General features: G+C 63.7%; 18 protein-coding genes and 1 tRNA gene. 6 read left to right on the forward strand and 13 right to left on the reverse strand.

Going from position 1 to position 15,511, the window contains the following annotated elements:
* The first annotated feature begins 45 nt into the window (after positions 1–45).
* Positions 46–119: transfer RNA gene (locus ACZ1DY_RS00045), tRNA-Ile, on the forward strand.
* A 58-nt stretch (positions 120–177) separates the two neighbouring features.
* Here the strand turns inward: ACZ1DY_RS00045 and ACZ1DY_RS00050 are convergent.
* A complete protein-coding gene (locus tag ACZ1DY_RS00050; RefSeq protein ID WP_465483238.1) occupies positions 178–981 on the reverse strand; it encodes a hypothetical protein in 804 nt (267 codons plus the stop codon).
* Positions 982–990: 9 nt separating this feature from the next.
* On the opposite strand from ACZ1DY_RS00050, the gene ACZ1DY_RS00055 reads away from it, so the two are divergent.
* Positions 991–1,407, forward strand: a complete 417-nt coding sequence (locus ACZ1DY_RS00055) for a hypothetical protein (protein ID WP_465483239.1) — start codon at positions 991–993, stop codon at positions 1,405–1,407.
* Positions 1,408–1,521: 114 nt separating this feature from the next.
* On the opposite strand, the gene ACZ1DY_RS00060 is transcribed toward ACZ1DY_RS00055, so the two are convergent.
* From ACZ1DY_RS00060 to ACZ1DY_RS00095, 8 genes are all read right to left on the reverse strand, one after another.
* Positions 1,522–2,604, reverse strand: coding sequence for a site-specific integrase (locus ACZ1DY_RS00060; RefSeq protein ID WP_465483240.1), 1,083 nt, complete (start codon positions 2,602–2,604; stop codon positions 1,522–1,524).
* A 55-nt stretch (positions 2,605–2,659) separates the two neighbouring features.
* Positions 2,660–2,890, reverse strand: a complete 231-nt coding sequence (locus ACZ1DY_RS00065; protein ID WP_350574242.1) for a helix-turn-helix domain-containing protein — start codon at positions 2,888–2,890, stop codon at positions 2,660–2,662.
* Entirely contained in the window at positions 2,891–4,465 is a 1,575-nt protein-coding gene (locus ACZ1DY_RS00070) for a DUF3631 domain-containing protein (protein ID WP_465483241.1), read from the reverse strand.
* Positions 4,465–5,004 carry a hypothetical protein gene (locus tag ACZ1DY_RS00075; RefSeq protein ID WP_350574238.1) on the reverse strand — a complete coding sequence of 180 codons (540 nt, stop codon included), beginning with the start codon at positions 5,002–5,004 and terminating at the stop codon, positions 4,465–4,467. Before ACZ1DY_RS00075 ends, ACZ1DY_RS00070 begins: the two co-directional genes overlap by 1 nt.
* 33 nt (positions 5,005–5,037) lie before the next feature.
* Positions 5,038–5,322 carry a hypothetical protein gene (locus ACZ1DY_RS00080; protein WP_465483242.1) on the reverse strand — a complete coding sequence of 95 codons (285 nt, stop codon included), beginning with the start codon at positions 5,320–5,322 and terminating at the stop codon, positions 5,038–5,040.
* A gap of 137 nt (positions 5,323–5,459) precedes the next feature.
* Positions 5,460–7,280, reverse strand: a complete 1,821-nt coding sequence (locus ACZ1DY_RS00085) for a cell division protein FtsK (RefSeq protein ID WP_465483243.1) — start codon at positions 7,278–7,280, stop codon at positions 5,460–5,462.
* A gap of 362 nt (positions 7,281–7,642) precedes the next feature.
* Positions 7,643–8,326 (reverse strand): ABC transporter permease, encoded by a 684-nt coding sequence (locus tag ACZ1DY_RS00090; RefSeq protein WP_465483244.1) that lies wholly within the window; start codon positions 8,324–8,326, stop codon positions 7,643–7,645.
* A 212-nt stretch (positions 8,327–8,538) separates the two neighbouring features.
* Complete coding sequence (locus tag ACZ1DY_RS00095) at positions 8,539–8,766, reverse strand: hypothetical protein (RefSeq protein ID WP_350574231.1); 228 nt, start codon at positions 8,764–8,766, stop codon at positions 8,539–8,541.
* Between the two features lie 145 nt (positions 8,767–8,911).
* Between ACZ1DY_RS00095 and ACZ1DY_RS00100 the strand changes: the two genes are divergently transcribed.
* Positions 8,912–9,262, forward strand: a complete 351-nt coding sequence (locus ACZ1DY_RS00100) for a GntR family transcriptional regulator (protein WP_465483245.1) — start codon at positions 8,912–8,914, stop codon at positions 9,260–9,262.
* Here ACZ1DY_RS00100 and ACZ1DY_RS00105 read toward each other — a convergent pair.
* Positions 9,259–9,459: a hypothetical protein gene (locus ACZ1DY_RS00105; RefSeq protein WP_465483246.1), complete on the reverse strand. Its 201-nt coding sequence runs from the start codon at positions 9,457–9,459 to the stop codon at positions 9,259–9,261. The two genes, ACZ1DY_RS00100 and ACZ1DY_RS00105, sit on opposite strands and share 4 nt — an antisense overlap.
* 161 nt (positions 9,460–9,620) lie before the next feature.
* Here ACZ1DY_RS00105 and ACZ1DY_RS00110 point away from each other — a divergent pair, with 161 nt between their 5' ends.
* Entirely contained in the window at positions 9,621–11,036 is a 1,416-nt protein-coding gene (locus tag ACZ1DY_RS00110; protein ID WP_465483247.1) for a hypothetical protein, read from the forward strand.
* Here ACZ1DY_RS00110 and ACZ1DY_RS00115 read toward each other — a convergent pair.
* Together ACZ1DY_RS00115 and ACZ1DY_RS00120 are read right to left on the reverse strand one after the other, a co-directional pair.
* Positions 10,995–11,891: a phosphotransferase family protein gene (locus ACZ1DY_RS00115; protein WP_465483248.1), complete on the reverse strand. Its 897-nt coding sequence runs from the start codon at positions 11,889–11,891 to the stop codon at positions 10,995–10,997. The two genes, ACZ1DY_RS00110 and ACZ1DY_RS00115, sit on opposite strands and share 42 nt — an antisense overlap.
* Positions 11,892–11,985: 94 nt before the next feature.
* Positions 11,986–12,891, reverse strand: a complete 906-nt coding sequence (locus ACZ1DY_RS00120) for a helix-turn-helix domain-containing protein (RefSeq protein ID WP_465483249.1) — start codon at positions 12,889–12,891, stop codon at positions 11,986–11,988.
* A 263-nt stretch (positions 12,892–13,154) separates the two neighbouring features.
* On the opposite strand from ACZ1DY_RS00120, the gene ACZ1DY_RS00125 reads away from it, so the two are divergent.
* Together ACZ1DY_RS00125 and ACZ1DY_RS00130 are read left to right on the forward strand one after the other, a co-directional pair.
* Positions 13,155–13,646: an NUDIX hydrolase gene (locus ACZ1DY_RS00125; protein ID WP_350574219.1), complete on the forward strand. Its 492-nt coding sequence runs from the start codon at positions 13,155–13,157 to the stop codon at positions 13,644–13,646.
* A 33-nt stretch (positions 13,647–13,679) separates the two neighbouring features.
* Complete coding sequence (locus ACZ1DY_RS00130) at positions 13,680–14,897, forward strand: helix-turn-helix domain-containing protein (protein WP_465483250.1); 1,218 nt, start codon at positions 13,680–13,682, stop codon at positions 14,895–14,897.
* A 28-nt stretch (positions 14,898–14,925) separates the two neighbouring features.
* On the opposite strand, the gene ACZ1DY_RS00135 is transcribed toward ACZ1DY_RS00130, so the two are convergent.
* Positions 14,926–15,507, reverse strand: a complete 582-nt coding sequence (locus ACZ1DY_RS00135; RefSeq protein WP_465483251.1) for a hypothetical protein — start codon at positions 15,505–15,507, stop codon at positions 14,926–14,928.
* Positions 15,508–15,511 lie beyond the last annotated feature (4 nt).

The raw sequence follows: 15,511 nt of genomic DNA on the forward strand, positions 1-15,511 counted from the left end.
CGGTTGCAGGGCGCCGGAAGGCGTCCTGTAATCTTCTCCTCGTTCGGGCCCATAGCTCAGGCGGTTAGAGCGCTTCGCTGATAACGAAGAGGTCCCAGGTTCAAGTCCTGGTGGGCCCACACAGGTCAAAGCCCGGTTCACCGAGTTGGTGAACCGGGCTTTTTGCATGCTGAGTGACTATATGGGTGACTGTCGGTTCGGCGAGGTCCTGGCGTCACCGGAGAACGTCTGGTTGGCGACGAATCGCTCCCACCGTGGTCCGCCGCTTTCACGGAGCCACTCAACGATCTGCATCCGATCCGGATGCTGACCGAGCGCGGACGTCAACTCGCTACGACGCGTCAAGCCTTGGGCCCGAGCGAACGTGAGGTACTCGTTGAGGGCAGCTCGGACGTCCGAGGCGAAGTGCTGGACCTCGCCCCAGTCCACCTCAGGCATGTTCTCGCCGTGCACTGCATTGTTCCGAACTTCCTCGTATAGCCACAGGGTGGTTAAGGGGTGTCGGAATTCTCCTGTCGCTATGTGGCTCAGCGTTGCGCGCCGGAAGGCGAGCTGCTCGCCCTTCAGTCCACTCTCCTTGTCGCCAAGGAGCGCTTCGAGCGCGAAGAATTGGTAGAGCAGCGCTACCAGCGGATCGTCAGTGAACACCGCGCGATCGATCCAACCTAAAGCAACGTTGGCCTTGCGCTCGATGTCTTGGTTTGCTTCGCCGATCAACCTCGCGGCCGGGTGGTCACGTGCGGCTTCGACCGTGGATCGGCCGACCGTTAGCGGCATCGCGCCACTGTCCGAAGCCCGCCACTCTCCGGCGCCGTTGTCTAGCTCGCCGACAGCACCGACCTGGAATCGCAATTGCACAGCCCGCACGCTGTGCTTGTCGAGGAACGCCACTCGCAAGATCCGCAGCGCGCGCTCCGCTTGAAAGCGCGCTCGTTCGATCATTCGGTCGTGGCTGGTACCAGTGACCTGGACTTCAGCCATACAGCCTGAATGAACGCCAAGGCTGGGCGCTTGGCGTCGGATAGCTGGCATCTCGTCTACGGGTGTGAGCCGGACGCCGAAAAAGTCAACCGGCTCTTGAACCATCAAGTGATCAACCTCGACACGGCAGATGGCTGTGAAGGGGTTACGGGCATGCGCGTCAACGAACGAGCTGACGTGGTCATCCTGCCGATTGGCCTGACACTGGTCGACAAAGTCCCACAACACATCCGCGGGCTCGTCGAGGTGCTCGAAATGCAGGTCGGCGACGATCCGCTTGGCCGCAGTTTCGACAGCTTCCAGCGCGCTCCGCCCGTAAGTGACGTACTTCCCTTGTTGGCCAGGCACAACTCGGGTCATCCCGTGCGGCTCTCCGGCCTGGCTTCTCCGGGCTATGTTCTGCACCCTCTTCAGGGCTTTCACTGATGCGCGATCGGCGGCTGTCACCCGACCATCTTCAACTGTGACTGTTGTCACGTCGAGTGAATACTGCTGGGCCCAGGCGTCGTTGCCTGGGCCCAGCAGCGAGGCCAGGTCACCTCAGGCCGTCGAGAAGATCTCATCCATGGCTTTCGCGCCCTCCTGAATGATCGGCCGTAGCTGATGGCGATAGACCAACTCAGTCACCGCCGTCCCGTTGTGGCCCATGAGTTGAGAGATCTGCTCAATCGGCATCCCGCTGTCGGAGAGCAGCGACGCGAAGCTGTGACGAAGCTCTCTCGGCGTCCACTCATTCGGGTTGAGCCCTGCTTTGGCGCAGACCTTCCTGAACCCGCGCCGGACGTTCGCCGCATCCAGCTCCGTACCGACGTCCGACGCGAACACCAAGTTGTTCTCCTGCCATCGATCACCCGCGACACGTCGCGCGAAGTCCTGCTTCGCATACTGGGCCCGTAGGGCTTCGACGCACCGCTGAGGCAGCGCAAGCGAGCGGCGTGACTTCCTGGTCTTCGTGTCGCCACCCACCCGCACGGAACGCCAAACCATGATGTGAGGCGGAATCGGCGTTGTCGCATCCGGCTTGCCGACAAGGTCAGCATGAGTCCACGTGAGCGGTCGTAACTCTTCGGTCCGCGCGCCGATCAGCAGGGACAACGTGATGTAGGCGCGTAGCTGCGTCCGCTCGGCGGCCTTGAGAAGTGCGTGAGCCTGCTCGAACGTGAGCGACTTCGACGGCCTCCCTTCCTTCCCCTCGGGGATCTCGCAGAGCAGGACGACGTTCCGCCGCACCTTGTCCCGCTTCTGGGCTCGTGCCACTGCCCGCCGAAGGATCGAATGCAGGTCCCGAAGAGTCCGCGTCGAGAGGATCTTCGCCTTCGCTGCGAGCCACTTGTCGACGTCGTCCGCGCTCAGCTCGCCGAGCTTCCGCGCCCCAAGGTCGGGAATCACGTGTCCCTCAGCGAGGATCGTCAGCTTCTCGACCGTCGATTCGGACCGTCGAGGCAAGCCGAACTCCAGGAAGTCCCGGACGGCCTGAGCCACCTTGTAGGCGCGGTCTTCGGAGGGCAAGCCGTCGTCAAGGTCCCGAACCAACGCCTTCAGCTTCTGCTGTGCCTCGGTCTTGGTCTTGCCGCTCGCCTTCCGCGTGATCCGCTTACCTGCCGGGGTGTAGCCGATGGTCACCGTGGCGATCCACCGTTGGCGACCCTCGTCCCAGTGAAGTCCGCCGTCTCCGCGACTACGCCGTTTCGCCATAGCTGACCCCCGCTTCGTTCATGAGCAACTGGACGTATTCCTGAATGGCGACTGCCGGAACAAGCCGGGCACGCCCCTGCTTGACGGAGCGCAGACGCCCCGCGCGCAACTGCTCATAGATGACCGATCGGCTCATCGAGAGCAGGCGCATCGCTTCCGTGATCCGGTAGAGGTGCCGCTCAGGCACTGCGACCGGCATGGGCACTGCGTTCATCTATGCCTCCCCCTTGGCGTTCGACATGGGCGTGTTTTCTGCCGCGACCTCCGCGACCGGGGCAACCGTGCAGGTCAGACCCGGCGCGGCGGTTGCGTTGGTGCCGCGACCGTCCGCGACCTCCGAAGGCGACCCGGTTGCGGAGGTCGCGGAGAACAGCGGCGGCGAGTCGGGGAGCGATGTCCCGTTGACCTGCGAGGTTGCGGGAGTCGCGGAGGTCGCGCCCGATTCGAGCGGCGGCAGGTAGCGGCTCCACGCGTCGGCAAGCCCTGCGTCGCCGTCGATGCGGTAGCCCTTGAGCGTCTTGCCGTTGACCTTGAGGTCTTTCGGCCTGACGAGATACCGCTCAAGCTCCTTAGCCAGCCTCCGGCTATCCAGTGGCTTGCCCTGGAGATCCGTCCACGGGCCGTCTTCGATGTCGTGCAGCTCGCGAATCAGCTCGGCCGTGACCATGCGGTCGACCCTCTGAGCACCGAAGACCTGCCGGATGTCGGCGAGCAGGCGCACGCCGAGCGAAACCGTCTGCGGTCCGTTCTCCAGGACGAAATGCCGGCATGCCTTCCGGGCGGTCTCCGGCCAGTGCCCACCGGCCGCGTCCGCGATGGCGAGCAGCGGCCGCCAGATTTCCGCCGCTCGATCCCGAACGCCGTCCGGTCGTTCCGGGCGCGCTCGGCTGACCTCGTCGCCGACCCGGCTCATCCAAGCTTCCAGCTCACCGCGAACGGGAGCTGACTCCCGCTCGACGTCCTCTTCGATGAACTCTTCGACGACCTCGTCAAAACGGCGCTTGCGCATATGCACCGTGATCGAACGCGTGGTGATGGTGTCGGGCATCCCTCCGGCGATCCCAGCCAGCGCGACCGGTGCGTAGACCGGAAAGCGCGTGACGTTCATGCTCTTGGCATCGCCAACGCATCGCGTCACGGTCGCCGAGCGCTTGTACCCGGCGTTGAGCAGCGCCCGGAGATCCTCGTTGTTGCCGCCCGTCTTCGGGTTGAAAACGGCGTCAATCTCGTCGAAGAGCAGCGTCATCGGGCCTTCGACAAGCATCCGGAAAATGGCGGCCGGGGTGATGCTGATCGTCATCTCCGGCTTGGCGACGAGGTACTGCCCCACCTCCAGCACGCGCGTCTTGCCGCTGCCCGGTTCCGCGGAATCGAGGATGAGCCTTGGCGTGACGTAGAGCTTGTCCGCGATGTGGGTGTGCGCGTACCACAACGCCAACATGGGCGCGGTGTGCTCGTTCGGGAACGCGGAGAAGCGCAACACGAACGACACGACCGAATCGAGGACCTCGTGACCGTCCTTGACGAAGGCTCCGGCGGGCGGCGGGCCAAGCCACGTGAGCGGCTCGACTGGCGCGGACTCGGGGAGTGCCTGATTCGGCTGAGCGCCCCCATCTTCGGCGGACTCGTCGGCTGTCTTGCGTGCTCGCCAGACGCGCTGACAGTTCTCCGTGCAGAAGTCGTCTGACGGGGAGTCGCCACGCGGACGACCGCACTGGAGGCAACTGGGCGCCGGTTCGTCGGTGATCAAGGCATCGATCGCGGACACGGCGTCGACAATCGCGGCCATCAGGCAGCCACCTCCAGACGAGGAAGTGAGCCGTCGGCCTCTTGGTACCGCCTCCACAGGTCGTCGAGGTGCTCGGTGTCGTCGAGCTGATCGCGGAGGTAGCCGGTCGACGTCTCCTGAGCTACGGCCTGCTCCAGGCGGACCGCGTGTGCCAGAACGGCGCGACGGTACGCGCCCTTGAGCACCAAGGCTTTCAGCCAGGACCCGTAGTACGACGGGGGCAAAATCGGTCCGTCGCTGTAGGTGTCGGCGATCCAGAGGCCAAGGGCTTGAAGGCGGTTAGCGGCGCCCGACCGGGGAGCCGGGGACGTCTGCGGGTAGATGTCGTTCCTTTCCCGAGCGCGGTCCATCAGGGCGAGCGGCGTAGCCGTCTGGTCGGCGGCTACCAATTCGATCGAGAGCTGAAGTACGTGGGCGGCGACCGGTGAGCCGAAATCGTCGGCCCGCATGCCCGCGAGCAGCCGCCTTGCCGGAGTGGTGGGGAGCTGCATGACACAGCCGAGAAACTGACGCTCGGGGTCGATCAGAGCGGTTTTCATAGGAGGCGCCTTCCGAACGAGTGGGAGAGGAGGTCAGTGGTCGTCGTTGCGACGGTTGCGCTCTCGGGTGTCCTGGAACGAGCGACGAGCGCGGAGGTAGGCGTTGTAAGCGCGACGTCCGGCGCGGAGCGTCCGGCCGGTGCCGTCGCAGCGGCGGCAAAGCCTGATCGCCCGGAAAACCGGCGAGCGAAAGAAGCCCACGCCCCGGCATGACCGGCACGCCTTGTACGGGAAGACGGCGCACGACCAGCCGTAACCGAGAGTGACGAAGGTGAAGAAGAGGAAGAGCAGCAGAGTCAGGCTGTTGGGGGTGTTCACAGTGGTCTCCTGGGCTGTTTTGGCCGCGTTCGGCCTACGCCTCTAGGTCCTAGGGCGCTGATCAGGGATGTTTTGAAGGTCTAGGGAGGGCTCTAGGTCTAGAGGCAGCAGGCTCTAGACCTAGAGCCCTCCGCTAGCTAGCCGTTCTTGCGGCTTCGCTCACGTTCGGTGAGCGCGTCGGCGATCCAATCGCGCTTGACGCCCATGCGGTTCGCGCCCTTGCCCGTGTTCGGGTCGTTGCTCCAAACCTGCTTGGTGGCGATCCCCAGAGGCTTGAGCGCGGTGGAAAGCTGAGTCGCCTTCGCTGAGCCGGACGACAACTCGGCCCATGGGCCGTAGACGGCAGGCCGGAGTTCGGCGAGCCGATCGACGATGGATTCGGACCACGCTTTGTCCGCGTCGCCGATCGCGGTGAGCACGTCGGCAAGCAACGTGTCGGTGCCCTCATCCTCAGCAGGCGTCATGTCCAGCCCAGCGGCGTAACCGGTGAGCCGTCCGGCCGCCAGTCGTGCCGCGCGAGCTCGCGCTGAAATCTTCTCGGCGTCCGGACCGTCGATGTAGACACCCCGCGTGATGCGTGGTTCGTCTCCCTCACCGGCCAGATACCCGATTCCCTTGTCCCGGAAGGAAAGCGTCGTCGCTCGGATGCCGTTCCGATAGGACGACGTGCCGAGCACCATGTCATTCGCCTGCTGCCCGGTGACCTTGAGGCAGAACCTCATGACGGCGTTGTCGCTGATCGCGGTCGGGATGCTCTTCGCGTCCGGCCGCTGGGTGGCGAGGATGATGACGATGCCGAGAGCAGGACCACGCTTCACGAGGTCGGTGCAAATCTCCTCGATCTCCGCACCATGGTCCGGGTGCTCGAACCACTTCTGACACTCGTCGACGCCGATCACGATCGGGTGCAAGCCAAGGGACTTCTTGCTGGCGAGCTCCGGCGTGACCTTGTTCTCCGGACACAGATCCTTCGGCAGTTCCCGGATGACCTTCGCGCGCCGTCGGAGCTCAGTGCTCAGCGCCCGAAGGTCGGCGACCGCGTAGGCAAGGTCTTCCGGTTCGTCGCCAGCCCGATACCGGTGTGAGACAGGCGCGAGCGGCGAAAGGTCGCCCGTGCCCTTGAGGTCGTACGAATGCAGCTCGGCGCGCGGGTCCAACGCGGCGATCAGCAGCAGCTCGCGCAGGGTGAACGTCTTGCCCATGCGCGGAATGGCGCCGATGACCATGGAGATGAACATCAGGGTGACGTCGACCCACCGGCCGCGCTGGTCCGTGCCGAACGGCTGAGGCTTGAACAAGTCCACGGTGCCCGGCTTCCGTAGCGGCCAGGCAGCCTGACGGGACTTGGACAAGTCCTGATCGCCGACCCAAAGCACCATGCGGCCGGGATGAACCTCCGCGTTGCCCTCCGGCCAGACACAGCCGAGCGGACGGCCGAGACCAGACGCGAGCTTCGCGCGACGCTCGATCACTTCGGCGACCGTGACGCCGGGCGGCAAGTCGACGTCGGCACGCCAACCCGGACCGTCGCGGGTGATCGGCGCCGTAAAGCCGATCGCGTTGGGATTCTTGGCAAGTGCCTGGTTGATACCCGCAATGCCGAGTACAGAGAGCGCCTGGATCACGTTGTCGCTGGTGAGCTTCTGTACCTGACCGGACATCACCGCGCGAGAGGAAACCACAGGGTTGTCCTTTGTGGTCCCGAGCTTGCCGAGCAGACCGATCGCGACCATGCCGCACGCCCAGATCACCCACCCCGGCATCACGTTCGGCAGGACGAGGACCAGGACGAGGCCGAGCGTCGACACGAGACCAAGCTGAATGAGCCGAAGCACGACACGGCGGTCTCGCTGCTGTGACAGCTTCAGGTACAGATCAGCCTTGTCAGCAGTCGCGGTTTCGGAGCGAGCCGGACGGCCTTCCGCGTCAGTCACGTAGCGGCCGGTCGCCGCGAGCAACAGCAGCAGTCCACGCGGCGACCGCACTGCCAGCTTGAGCGCGTACAGAGGTGAACGCGCGAGGTGGTAGCCCGCTTTGTGCGTGTAGTGCTTGCCGACCCACTTCGCCGCGTCCTTGGCGTCGGTCGCCGACTTGAGGTAGCTGGGAATGACCGGAAGCCGATCCTGCGACCGCAAACGGTCCAGCCACGACGAGCCGTCAGTGGCGGGTGTGTCGACGTGCGCCTTCGGTGTCGGCTCGGCCGATTCGTCGGTCGTCTCGGCGTCGACTGTCGGGACGAGGTCGGCCGTGCCGGTTGGGAAGGCGATCACGCGGCCGCCCGGAGACTCGTCACCGCGGATCTCGTCAGAGGTGGTGGTCATCAGTTCCTCACCTCCAGTTCGGTGGTGTCGCGGACCAGGTGTGCGAGCGCGGCGCCACTGCCGAGCACGACCACGGGCAGACAGGACACGAGCGTGGTAACCGGCCATGGCGCATGTGTGACGGATGCGGCGGACATCAGGTGGTAGGCGACTTGGCCGACCATGCCGAGCGCGAGCGAGCTCAGCGCGGACCACTTCGCGAACCTGCGCGCTCGGTCTGTGTGCGGCGAACCTGACAGCCAGACTCGCAGGGCGAATGCCGAGTACGCCTCAACCCCGATCGGCAGAGTGATAGCCGAGTTGATCGTCAGGTCATCCCAGATACCCGGCAAGAGCTGGATCGGCCCGAACCCGGTGAGCCGACCGAGTCCGACCCACCCGCTCCACACCGCCACGAATGCCGGCATTGCCAGCAAGAGGACGGGCCAGAGTTTCACGGGCCGAGCCTTCGCCCTAGTGCCTGGGTCTGCGACGTCCGTGACCTGCGCTTTCGGCTCATCCTGACGCGATTCACCCAACGTCACCTCGTTCGGGTCCGGCACGGTGTCATCCGGCTCGGACTCGGTTGCAGTGGTGGGTTCCGGCACCGCATGCAGCGGCCGGACGGGCTCCGCTTCGTCGTCCTTGGCGATCGCTTCGAGGATGGCGCGAGCCTTAGGCGCACCCACCTTGAACTCGGCCATGATCCGGTTCCGGGACGGGGTCTCACCCAGTTCCGCGATCCTTTCGCGGACTCGCGGGAGAAGCTCAGAGACCGAAGGTGGATAGACGCTTCCGGTGTTCGTGGGCAGGTTGAGCCCTACCATTGGTATCTCCTGACTGGCTTTGAGGTGGTTGGGAGATCCCGGTCCGGCGGGTGGTTCTTGGCGGTTCCGTGCGCCGGATCGGGGCGAAATCAAGCGGCCGAACTGTCCGGCCGCGCTCGGAGTGTCGAGCTGACCGTCTGGCGGCTGAGGCGCCGGACGTGCCGATGCGTGGCAACGCGGTCCGAGACCGAAGGCGGTCCGACCTGCGTGACTTCCTGGTCGTGAGCCGTCACGAAGTACTCGGCGATCATCGCGTCGATGTCCGCTTCGTACAGGCCGTCGGGTGCGTAGCTGAGAGCAGAGACGAGCTCTTCCATGGTGTTGAACTCCAAGTCGGTTTAGGTGCTCCCGGTTGGGAGTGGGTTCGTGTCGAACGCGTCTCAACGTAAATCCTGTCTATCAACTCTGTCAACAGACTTGCAGGAACTGACTTAACTGAGTTGCTTGGCCTACCCTTGAGGCATGACATCCCTGGACCCGGACGACCCGCGTGCGCCGTACCTGCAAGTGGCTGGCGGCTTGAGGGCTGCCATCGCGTCGGGGGAGTACAGCCCCGGCGCTCAGTTGCCGACCTATCAGGACCTTGCCGACGTCTGGGGGGTCGCCCCGAACACTGCGAAGAGCGCTGTCGCGCTCCTACGGGATGAGGGCCTCGTGGTCACCCGCCATGGCAAGGGGTCCTTCGTGCGAACCCAGCCAACCGAAGGCGAGACCGCGAACCGAACAACTGACTCGGATGAGCGGGTCTGGCAGGCCATCGCGGACATCCGTCGTCGTCTCGCCGAGGTCGAGCGTCGGTTAGGGCCGAGCTAGCTCGACAGCGCGCGAAGGAAGCTCACGACGCCGTCGATCACGGCCCCGATTCCGTGCACCGCGTCCGTGACCCAGCCTGCCGAGTCGGCCGGGTGCTTGATGACCATGACGCCGATCGCCAACAGGATGATCAGGCCGACAACCTTCGGCAGGATGCCGCTACCACTCTTCATGACCGGGAAGTTGCTCTTCGCCATCGTCGTTCCCTTTCGCTTTAGCGACGCTGCCCTTGTGGCTCTGCGTCGCTGATGTAGCTAGGAAACCGGTCGATGGTGGGGGTGCAGCAGTGTGTTTGCGGGGGTGCAAATGTGCACTCGGGGGGTGCACGGGGGGTGCTTTAATGACCATGGAGGTACTCGTGGTCGAGAAGGGGAAGCCGCCGAACACGCTCCTAGCAGGGGTGATGCGGCAAGCGGGGGCGACTAACAAGGGGTTCGCACGTCGGCTGCGCGAGCGCAGCCAGATCGACGGCGGGGAGCCGATCAGCTCTGATCATGTCTCCGTGAAGCGCTGGCTCGACGGCACCACCCCACACCCCCGCACGTGCCAGTTGATCGCTGCTGTCCTCGGCGAGCTGCTTGGGCGGCCGGTGAGACTGACTGAGATCGGCTACGCGGAAAGCTCACCGACCGATAGCGACGACGTCGGTCTTGAGTACCCCGAAGAGGTCGCTCACAGCGTGGTCGCGCTCGGCGCGATCACCGAGCTTGAGTTGAGGACGCCGAAGCGTGTCGGACCGCTTTCCGTCGTGCCGGAGGCATGGAGCGGACTCGTCGTGCGATGGCTCACCGACTCCGACACCGATCGATCGCGACCGCCGTCCGAACCGCGCTCGATCACGGTCGTGGACGTCGAAGCCGTCCGCGAAGCAACCACGATGTTCAGCGGCTTCGACTACAAGTACGGCGGCGGCCGGCCGAAATCCCTTGTCGCGTCGTTCCTGGACCAAGAGGTCTTGCCGAACATCCCGCACGTGTCGCCGCATGACCCCGTCGGGCGCGAGTACTTCCGCGAGGTCGCAGCGTTGACCCGGCTCGCCGGATGGACGGCTTACGACACGGGAGCTCACGGACTCGCTCAGCGGTACCTGACTCAGGCTTTCCGACTGGCGAAAGCAGCGGGGGATAAGCCGCTGTGTGGCCGAATTCTCGCGGGAATGTCTCATCAAGCGAATTTTCTCGGCCATTTTCAGCGTGCGGTCGACTTGGCTCGTGCTGCCTACAAGGGCGCGAACGGCCATGCCACCCCGACGACGATGGCGCTCTTCCATGCCATGGAGGCAAGGGCGCTAGCGTCCATGGGCAGGGAGGAAGACACGACCGCGGCCTTGCTCACGGCAGAGCGATGGCACGGCCAAGGAAGCCGCGAGAATGATCCTGAGTGGATTCATTACTTCGATGCGGCTGAGCTGCACGCCGAATTCGCGCACTGCTTCCGCGACATTGGTAATGCCGAGTTGGCCAACCATCACGCGGCCGCATCGATCGAGGCATCGGAATCAACGTACGTGCGTAGTTTGTCGTTCTGCCGGACTGTGCTTGCTACGTCGCACCTGCAAGGCGGCAACCTGGACGAAGCGCTTCGCGTGGCGCGAGCAGTCGTCGAGACTGCTGCGAGCCTGAAGTCTCTCCGGGTGATTTCTTACCTGGATGACTTCCAGTTGAGACTAGGCGCCCACGCCGATGATCCCTTGGTTCGCGAGTTTCTGGAGTTCTCCAGCGAGCACCTGCCGTCAGAAAACTCGCCAGCTTCGAGGCGCCTGATCGTCGCGTAGGTCAGACAGTCGCTTGTAGACCTCCGCTTCGACTTCCTGCGACTCATCCATCTTCTGGGCAAGCCACATCGTCATGTTCAGTTCGCGCGCTGCTCGGATAACTGGGAAGCCTGGCCAGTCGATCGGATCGAATCCGTAGGCGTCGGCGTAGCTCCGGTACTCGGCATCCGATGCCCACCCAAACGCCTGATGCCGAACGGAAAGCACTGCGGCGTCCCACTCTCGCGGTCCGTATGCGAAGTCCTCGAAATCGATCAGGTACAGGTTGCCATCCGTCGAGCGCATGACGTTGCCAGGATGGGCGTCGCCATGGATCGGTCCCGGTGGCAGCTCGAATTCGAGATCTTCAAACTCTGCCGATATTTTCTCGTAGCGGCTTCGCAAGAACGTCAGGTCTGACTCGGGGAGTTGCCCGTCAAGATGGTTGATCCGTGCCTCGAACTTTGGCATGGGGGAGAACTCGGGCAGGTCGAAATCCGGGGAGGGCAATGCATGGAGGTCGTGCAGAATCTTGCCGAATTCAGCAGCCGTCGGCTGCTCTCCTCGTTCCGTGATGAACTCCCAGAACGTGACGGGCAAACCGTCTTCGACTACTGGTTGGTCGTACATCCCGGTCGCCAATTTGGCAGCGGGAAACCCGTGGTCATTGAGCCATTTGGCAACCTTGACCTCCTTAATGGCGGCCGGTACTGACCGCCCGACACGGCCGATCAGTGAGTTGTCAGCAAGGCTGTAGAGGGCGTTCTCGCCAAAGCGAATCGAGACCGCTTTCGACGAGTCCACGTAAGCGTTGTTGCATGCCTCGTCGAGCACGGTTCGTGCCCGTTCCGGCGTGAACGGCGTGGTCGTTGTCATCAGACTCCTGTCGGGTGTCTCAGTCCAGGCTAAGGGCTGGGCACGTGGCGCCGCTGCCTGAGCGTGACAGCAGAGTGGAACCCGGTTGGTGCACCTATCGGGATTGGTGCACCAACCGGGAGTCAGTCGGCCAAGAGGGGGCAGAGCCATGCGTGACCTGTTCGAACTCCCGCATTCGGTTGACGAGCCACTCCCTGGACTGGTGGCGATCAAGCGCGGCGGCATCGACCTGGTTCAGGAACTCCTGATAGAAGGCGATCTCGGTGTCATCCTCCAGGAAGAGGCTGGCGGTGAGGGCGTCGACGTGGAGCACGGGTTGATCGACTTCGTGCCTGAAGATCGTGAAGTCGTGGCGGCTGTCGAAGGTGCCGTTGCTAGCTGGTAAGACACGGATACGGCAGTGTGGCAGCTCCGACGAGAGCTGGAGATGGAGCAGTTGCTCGTACATGACCGTCGGGTCGTCGAGCGTCGTGCAGAGAGCGTCTTCGTGAACATAGATGGTGAGGGCGGGGCGTGAGTGCCGGGTGAATACGGCCTTTTGGCGCTTGACCCGGGCAGCGACGGCCGCGTCGAACTCGGGACCCGTGGTGTGGCCGTACCGTCGGAGGACAGCCTGAATGTAGGCGTCAGTCTGGAGCAGAACGGGAACAAGGTCCGGGCAGTACGTCGTGATCGACGTACAGCGCGCTTCCAGCAAGGTGAGGGTGCGAAGGGCGTCGGGTTGCCCTGCGGCGTGAAATTGCAGCCTGTGATTGTGAGCCCCGCTTGCCAGCGCTACGAGCTCCGCGAGTTCCTCGGGCGTCGCTCGGGCGCGAGCAAGGTAATCCGTGATCTCCGTCGGGAGTACCTCGCGTTGACCGCTCTCCAGCCGGGAGACTTTAGGAAGGCCCCAACCCAACATCCGCGCCATTTCTGTTCCGGAGTACCCGGCGCGTTTGCGGACCCGTCGAAGCTCGTGGCCGAGTTCCCTGGTTCGCGCTGTCGATACTTCTTGCCTCATGGGTTGCTTTCACCTCGCAGGGGCCTGGGTTCGAGCGTGGCAATGCCGGCCGCCATCGCGTCGTCCGTGACGGCGTGATCTGCCATCGACGTTGTTGACGTCACCCACGTGGGGTGGGTGCTCACTGTCGTCATACTTCGATATTCGAGTGATCTGACGTGCGAAAACAGGGCGTTGATCACGGTTTTCGCCCCGTGCTTGGTGCGTACCTATGCCTCTTGAGCACAGAACCTGCCGAGGACAGGGCCGGGTAGCCTTTCCACGTGGATCTCCTCCCGTTCGACGACTATGTGCGCTCGCTTGACCGGAAGCGCATGTCCGCTGGAGTGCTGTTCCGTGACGACGCTGACCGAGTACTCCTGGTCGAGCCGTCGTACAAGCCGCACTTGGAAATCCCAGGTGGAGCGGTCGACTCGGGGGAGGCCCCTTGGACAACAGCGGTACGTGAGGTTCGCGAAGAGATCGGCCTGGACAGACCACTCGGTCAACTGCTCGTGATCGACCACGTGGCCGACGACGGGCGCATGCCAGAGGGTGTTGCGTTCGTTTTCGACGGCGGACTGATCACTGAGCAAGAGGTGCAAGACCTCGTGCTCACCGATCCCGAGATCGTCCGGGCCTGTCTCTGCAAGCTCGACGAGGTCGCGCAGAGGTTGAAGCCGACTCTCGGTCGGCGACTTGCCGTTGCCCTCGAAGCGGCTCGGACAGGTGAACTGGTGTTGTGCAACGACGGAAACCCGCTGACCAGCGGATAGCCTGGTCAAGGCGCTGTCTGCTTTGGAGGGGCCATGACGACCGGAAGCAAGCTCCCCGAGAATCTTGCTCGGTTCCGCAAGGCGCGAAACATGTCACAGCATGAACTCGCCTACGCGGCCGGGGTGGGAGTGGACACCGTCGCGAGGATTGAGCAGGGCTCGCGCAAGACCACGCGGCCCGTGACGTTGGCGAGATTGGCCAAAGCACTCGGTGTTTCGGAAGAACGCCTGCTTGGTCAACTCGTTACTGCGCCGAGCGATATCGACGTCGTGACGTTGCGCCATGCGATCACCGCCGGGGAGCACGTGCCCGGCCTGGACGACTTCGCTGAGGCTCACGAGGTAGTCCAGATCGAAGAGCTTGACCGCGCCGCACACGAGGCATGGCGCGCGTATGTCGATGGTCGCCACGTCGAACTCCTCCACGCACTGCCTGTTGTCCTTGCCGACGCGCGTCGGCTCGTCCGCTCAACTAGCGGAGACGAACAGGCTGCCGCGCACCGCGCGTTGTCGACGGCGTACCGGCTCGGTGCTGGAATGGCTGGTCGAGTCGGATTCGATGACCTCGCTTGGACGTCGGCCGAGAGAGCTCTGGACGCTGCTCGGCAGTCCGATTCACCGGACCTGGAGACAGCGATATCGCTTCGCTACCTCGCTTGGACGTTGGTCCGGCAAGGGCGGCTCGACGAGGCCGAGAGGGTTGCTGTCAGAGCAGCTGAGCAGGTACAACCCGCGATGCTCGACCGAGATCCCGCGCGAGCAGGCGTGTTCGGCAACCTGTTGTTCAATGCCGCATCCGCGGCTTTGTCTGCCGGGCGGCTGGGTCGCGCCGATGACCTGCTTGCCGAGGCACAAGCGGCGGCCATGCGCTCGCGCGGCGACAGCGCTACCGAGGCAGCAATCTTCGGACCGCGTGTGGCCGCTCTGCAGCAGGTCGACCACGCTGCCCGCGCCGGAGACCCCGACAAGGCATTGCGGCTCGCCGAATCGATGCCGTCGACACGTGGGGAGGTGCCAGCGTTCTGGGAGGCAGGCCACCGGTTGAGGTTGGCCGCCGCATCCGTCGAGGTGAGGCACTACCCGGATGCACTCCGCTACCTCGCCGAGGCAAGGGACCTTGCTCCGGACTGGGTGCGGTACCAACCGCTGGGCAAGTCGACGATGCGAAGTCTCGTCGACCGGGCCTCTCGGCGTCGTGGTGCCGAATTTGCTCGCCTTGCCGCACACTACGGCGTCGTTGACCTGCAATAAAGCAGCTAGCCGCCGGGGGAACAACGCGCTAGCCGACCAACTCTTTGCGAATAGCCTCGACTACCGTTTGCCGGAGCTTATGCGCGGTATGAGTGTTGCCATTGACCAGATTTGTGACTCGGGTTATCTCGTCAGGCTCAGTAGAATCAGGTGAGACGATATCTGGGCGAGCGTATCGTAATGCTAGCTGTTGTCGACCAATATCGACCAAGTCGTCGCCTTCTCGCATCTCTTTCCAGAGAGCGCTGATCTCGTCAGACGCCCAAGTTGCTATTCGAGCATCCATGTCCAACGCTTCGCCTTCATCTAGTTCAGGTTGAGCTGGGCGATCGCTCACTTCGGGCCAGAAGTAATAGTTCTCTGGTCTGTGCTTGGTAAGCTTCAAAAGATATTTAACGGCGTCTTCGTAAACCGAAAATCGTCGGTCGTCGACGCTTCTCTGTCTCTGTCCAGAAAGGTTGCTTTCTGCAATCTTGCGCGCATGCTTAAACCCGGCGAGTCCCACAACGGTGGTTCCAATGATGCCTACGGCGGCGGCGATGGCTGAGATAATGGCGCCTTGTACTTGTGGACTCATTGCGCTAATCCAAGAGGCGAAGCTCGTTGTCATCCCC

The sequence above is a fragment of the Amycolatopsis sp. PSD-21 genome, assembly GCF_055561455.1.

Bases quoted from the DNA above. Each gene is read 5' to 3' on its own strand.
- ACZ1DY_RS00055 (WP_465483239.1), top strand. From the start codon at position 991: ATGAACGCCAAGGCTGGGCGCTTGGCGTCGGATAGCTGGCATCTCGTC.
- ACZ1DY_RS00100 (WP_465483245.1), top strand. From the start codon at position 8,912: ATGACATCCCTGGACCCGGACGACCCGCGTGCGCCGTACCTGCAAGTG.
- ACZ1DY_RS00090 (WP_465483244.1), bottom strand. From the start codon at position 8,326: ATGGCCGAGTTCAAGGTGGGTGCGCCTAAGGCTCGCGCCATCCTCGAA.
- ACZ1DY_RS00095 (WP_350574231.1), bottom strand. From the start codon at position 8,766: ATGGAAGAGCTCGTCTCTGCTCTCAGCTACGCACCCGACGGCCTGTAC.
- ACZ1DY_RS00050 (WP_465483238.1), bottom strand. From the start codon at position 981: ATGGCTGAAGTCCAGGTCACTGGTACCAGCCACGACCGAATGATCGAA.
- ACZ1DY_RS00115 (WP_465483248.1), bottom strand. From the start codon at position 11,891: ATGACAACGACCACGCCGTTCACGCCGGAACGGGCACGAACCGTGCTC.
- ACZ1DY_RS00130 (WP_465483250.1), top strand. From the start codon at position 13,680: ATGACGACCGGAAGCAAGCTCCCCGAGAATCTTGCTCGGTTCCGCAAG.
- ACZ1DY_RS00070 (WP_465483241.1), bottom strand. From the start codon at position 4,465: ATGGCCGCGATTGTCGACGCCGTGTCCGCGATCGATGCCTTGATCACC.
- ACZ1DY_RS00135 (WP_465483251.1), bottom strand. From the start codon at position 15,507: ATGACAACGAGCTTCGCCTCTTGGATTAGCGCAATGAGTCCACAAGTA.
- ACZ1DY_RS00120 (WP_465483249.1), bottom strand. From the start codon at position 12,891: ATGAGGCAAGAAGTATCGACAGCGCGAACCAGGGAACTCGGCCACGAG.
- ACZ1DY_RS00065 (WP_350574242.1), bottom strand. From the start codon at position 2,890: ATGAACGCAGTGCCCATGCCGGTCGCAGTGCCTGAGCGGCACCTCTAC.
- ACZ1DY_RS00075 (WP_350574238.1), bottom strand. From the start codon at position 5,004: ATGAAAACCGCTCTGATCGACCCCGAGCGTCAGTTTCTCGGCTGTGTC.
- ACZ1DY_RS00105 (WP_465483246.1), bottom strand. From the start codon at position 9,459: ATGGCGAAGAGCAACTTCCCGGTCATGAAGAGTGGTAGCGGCATCCTG.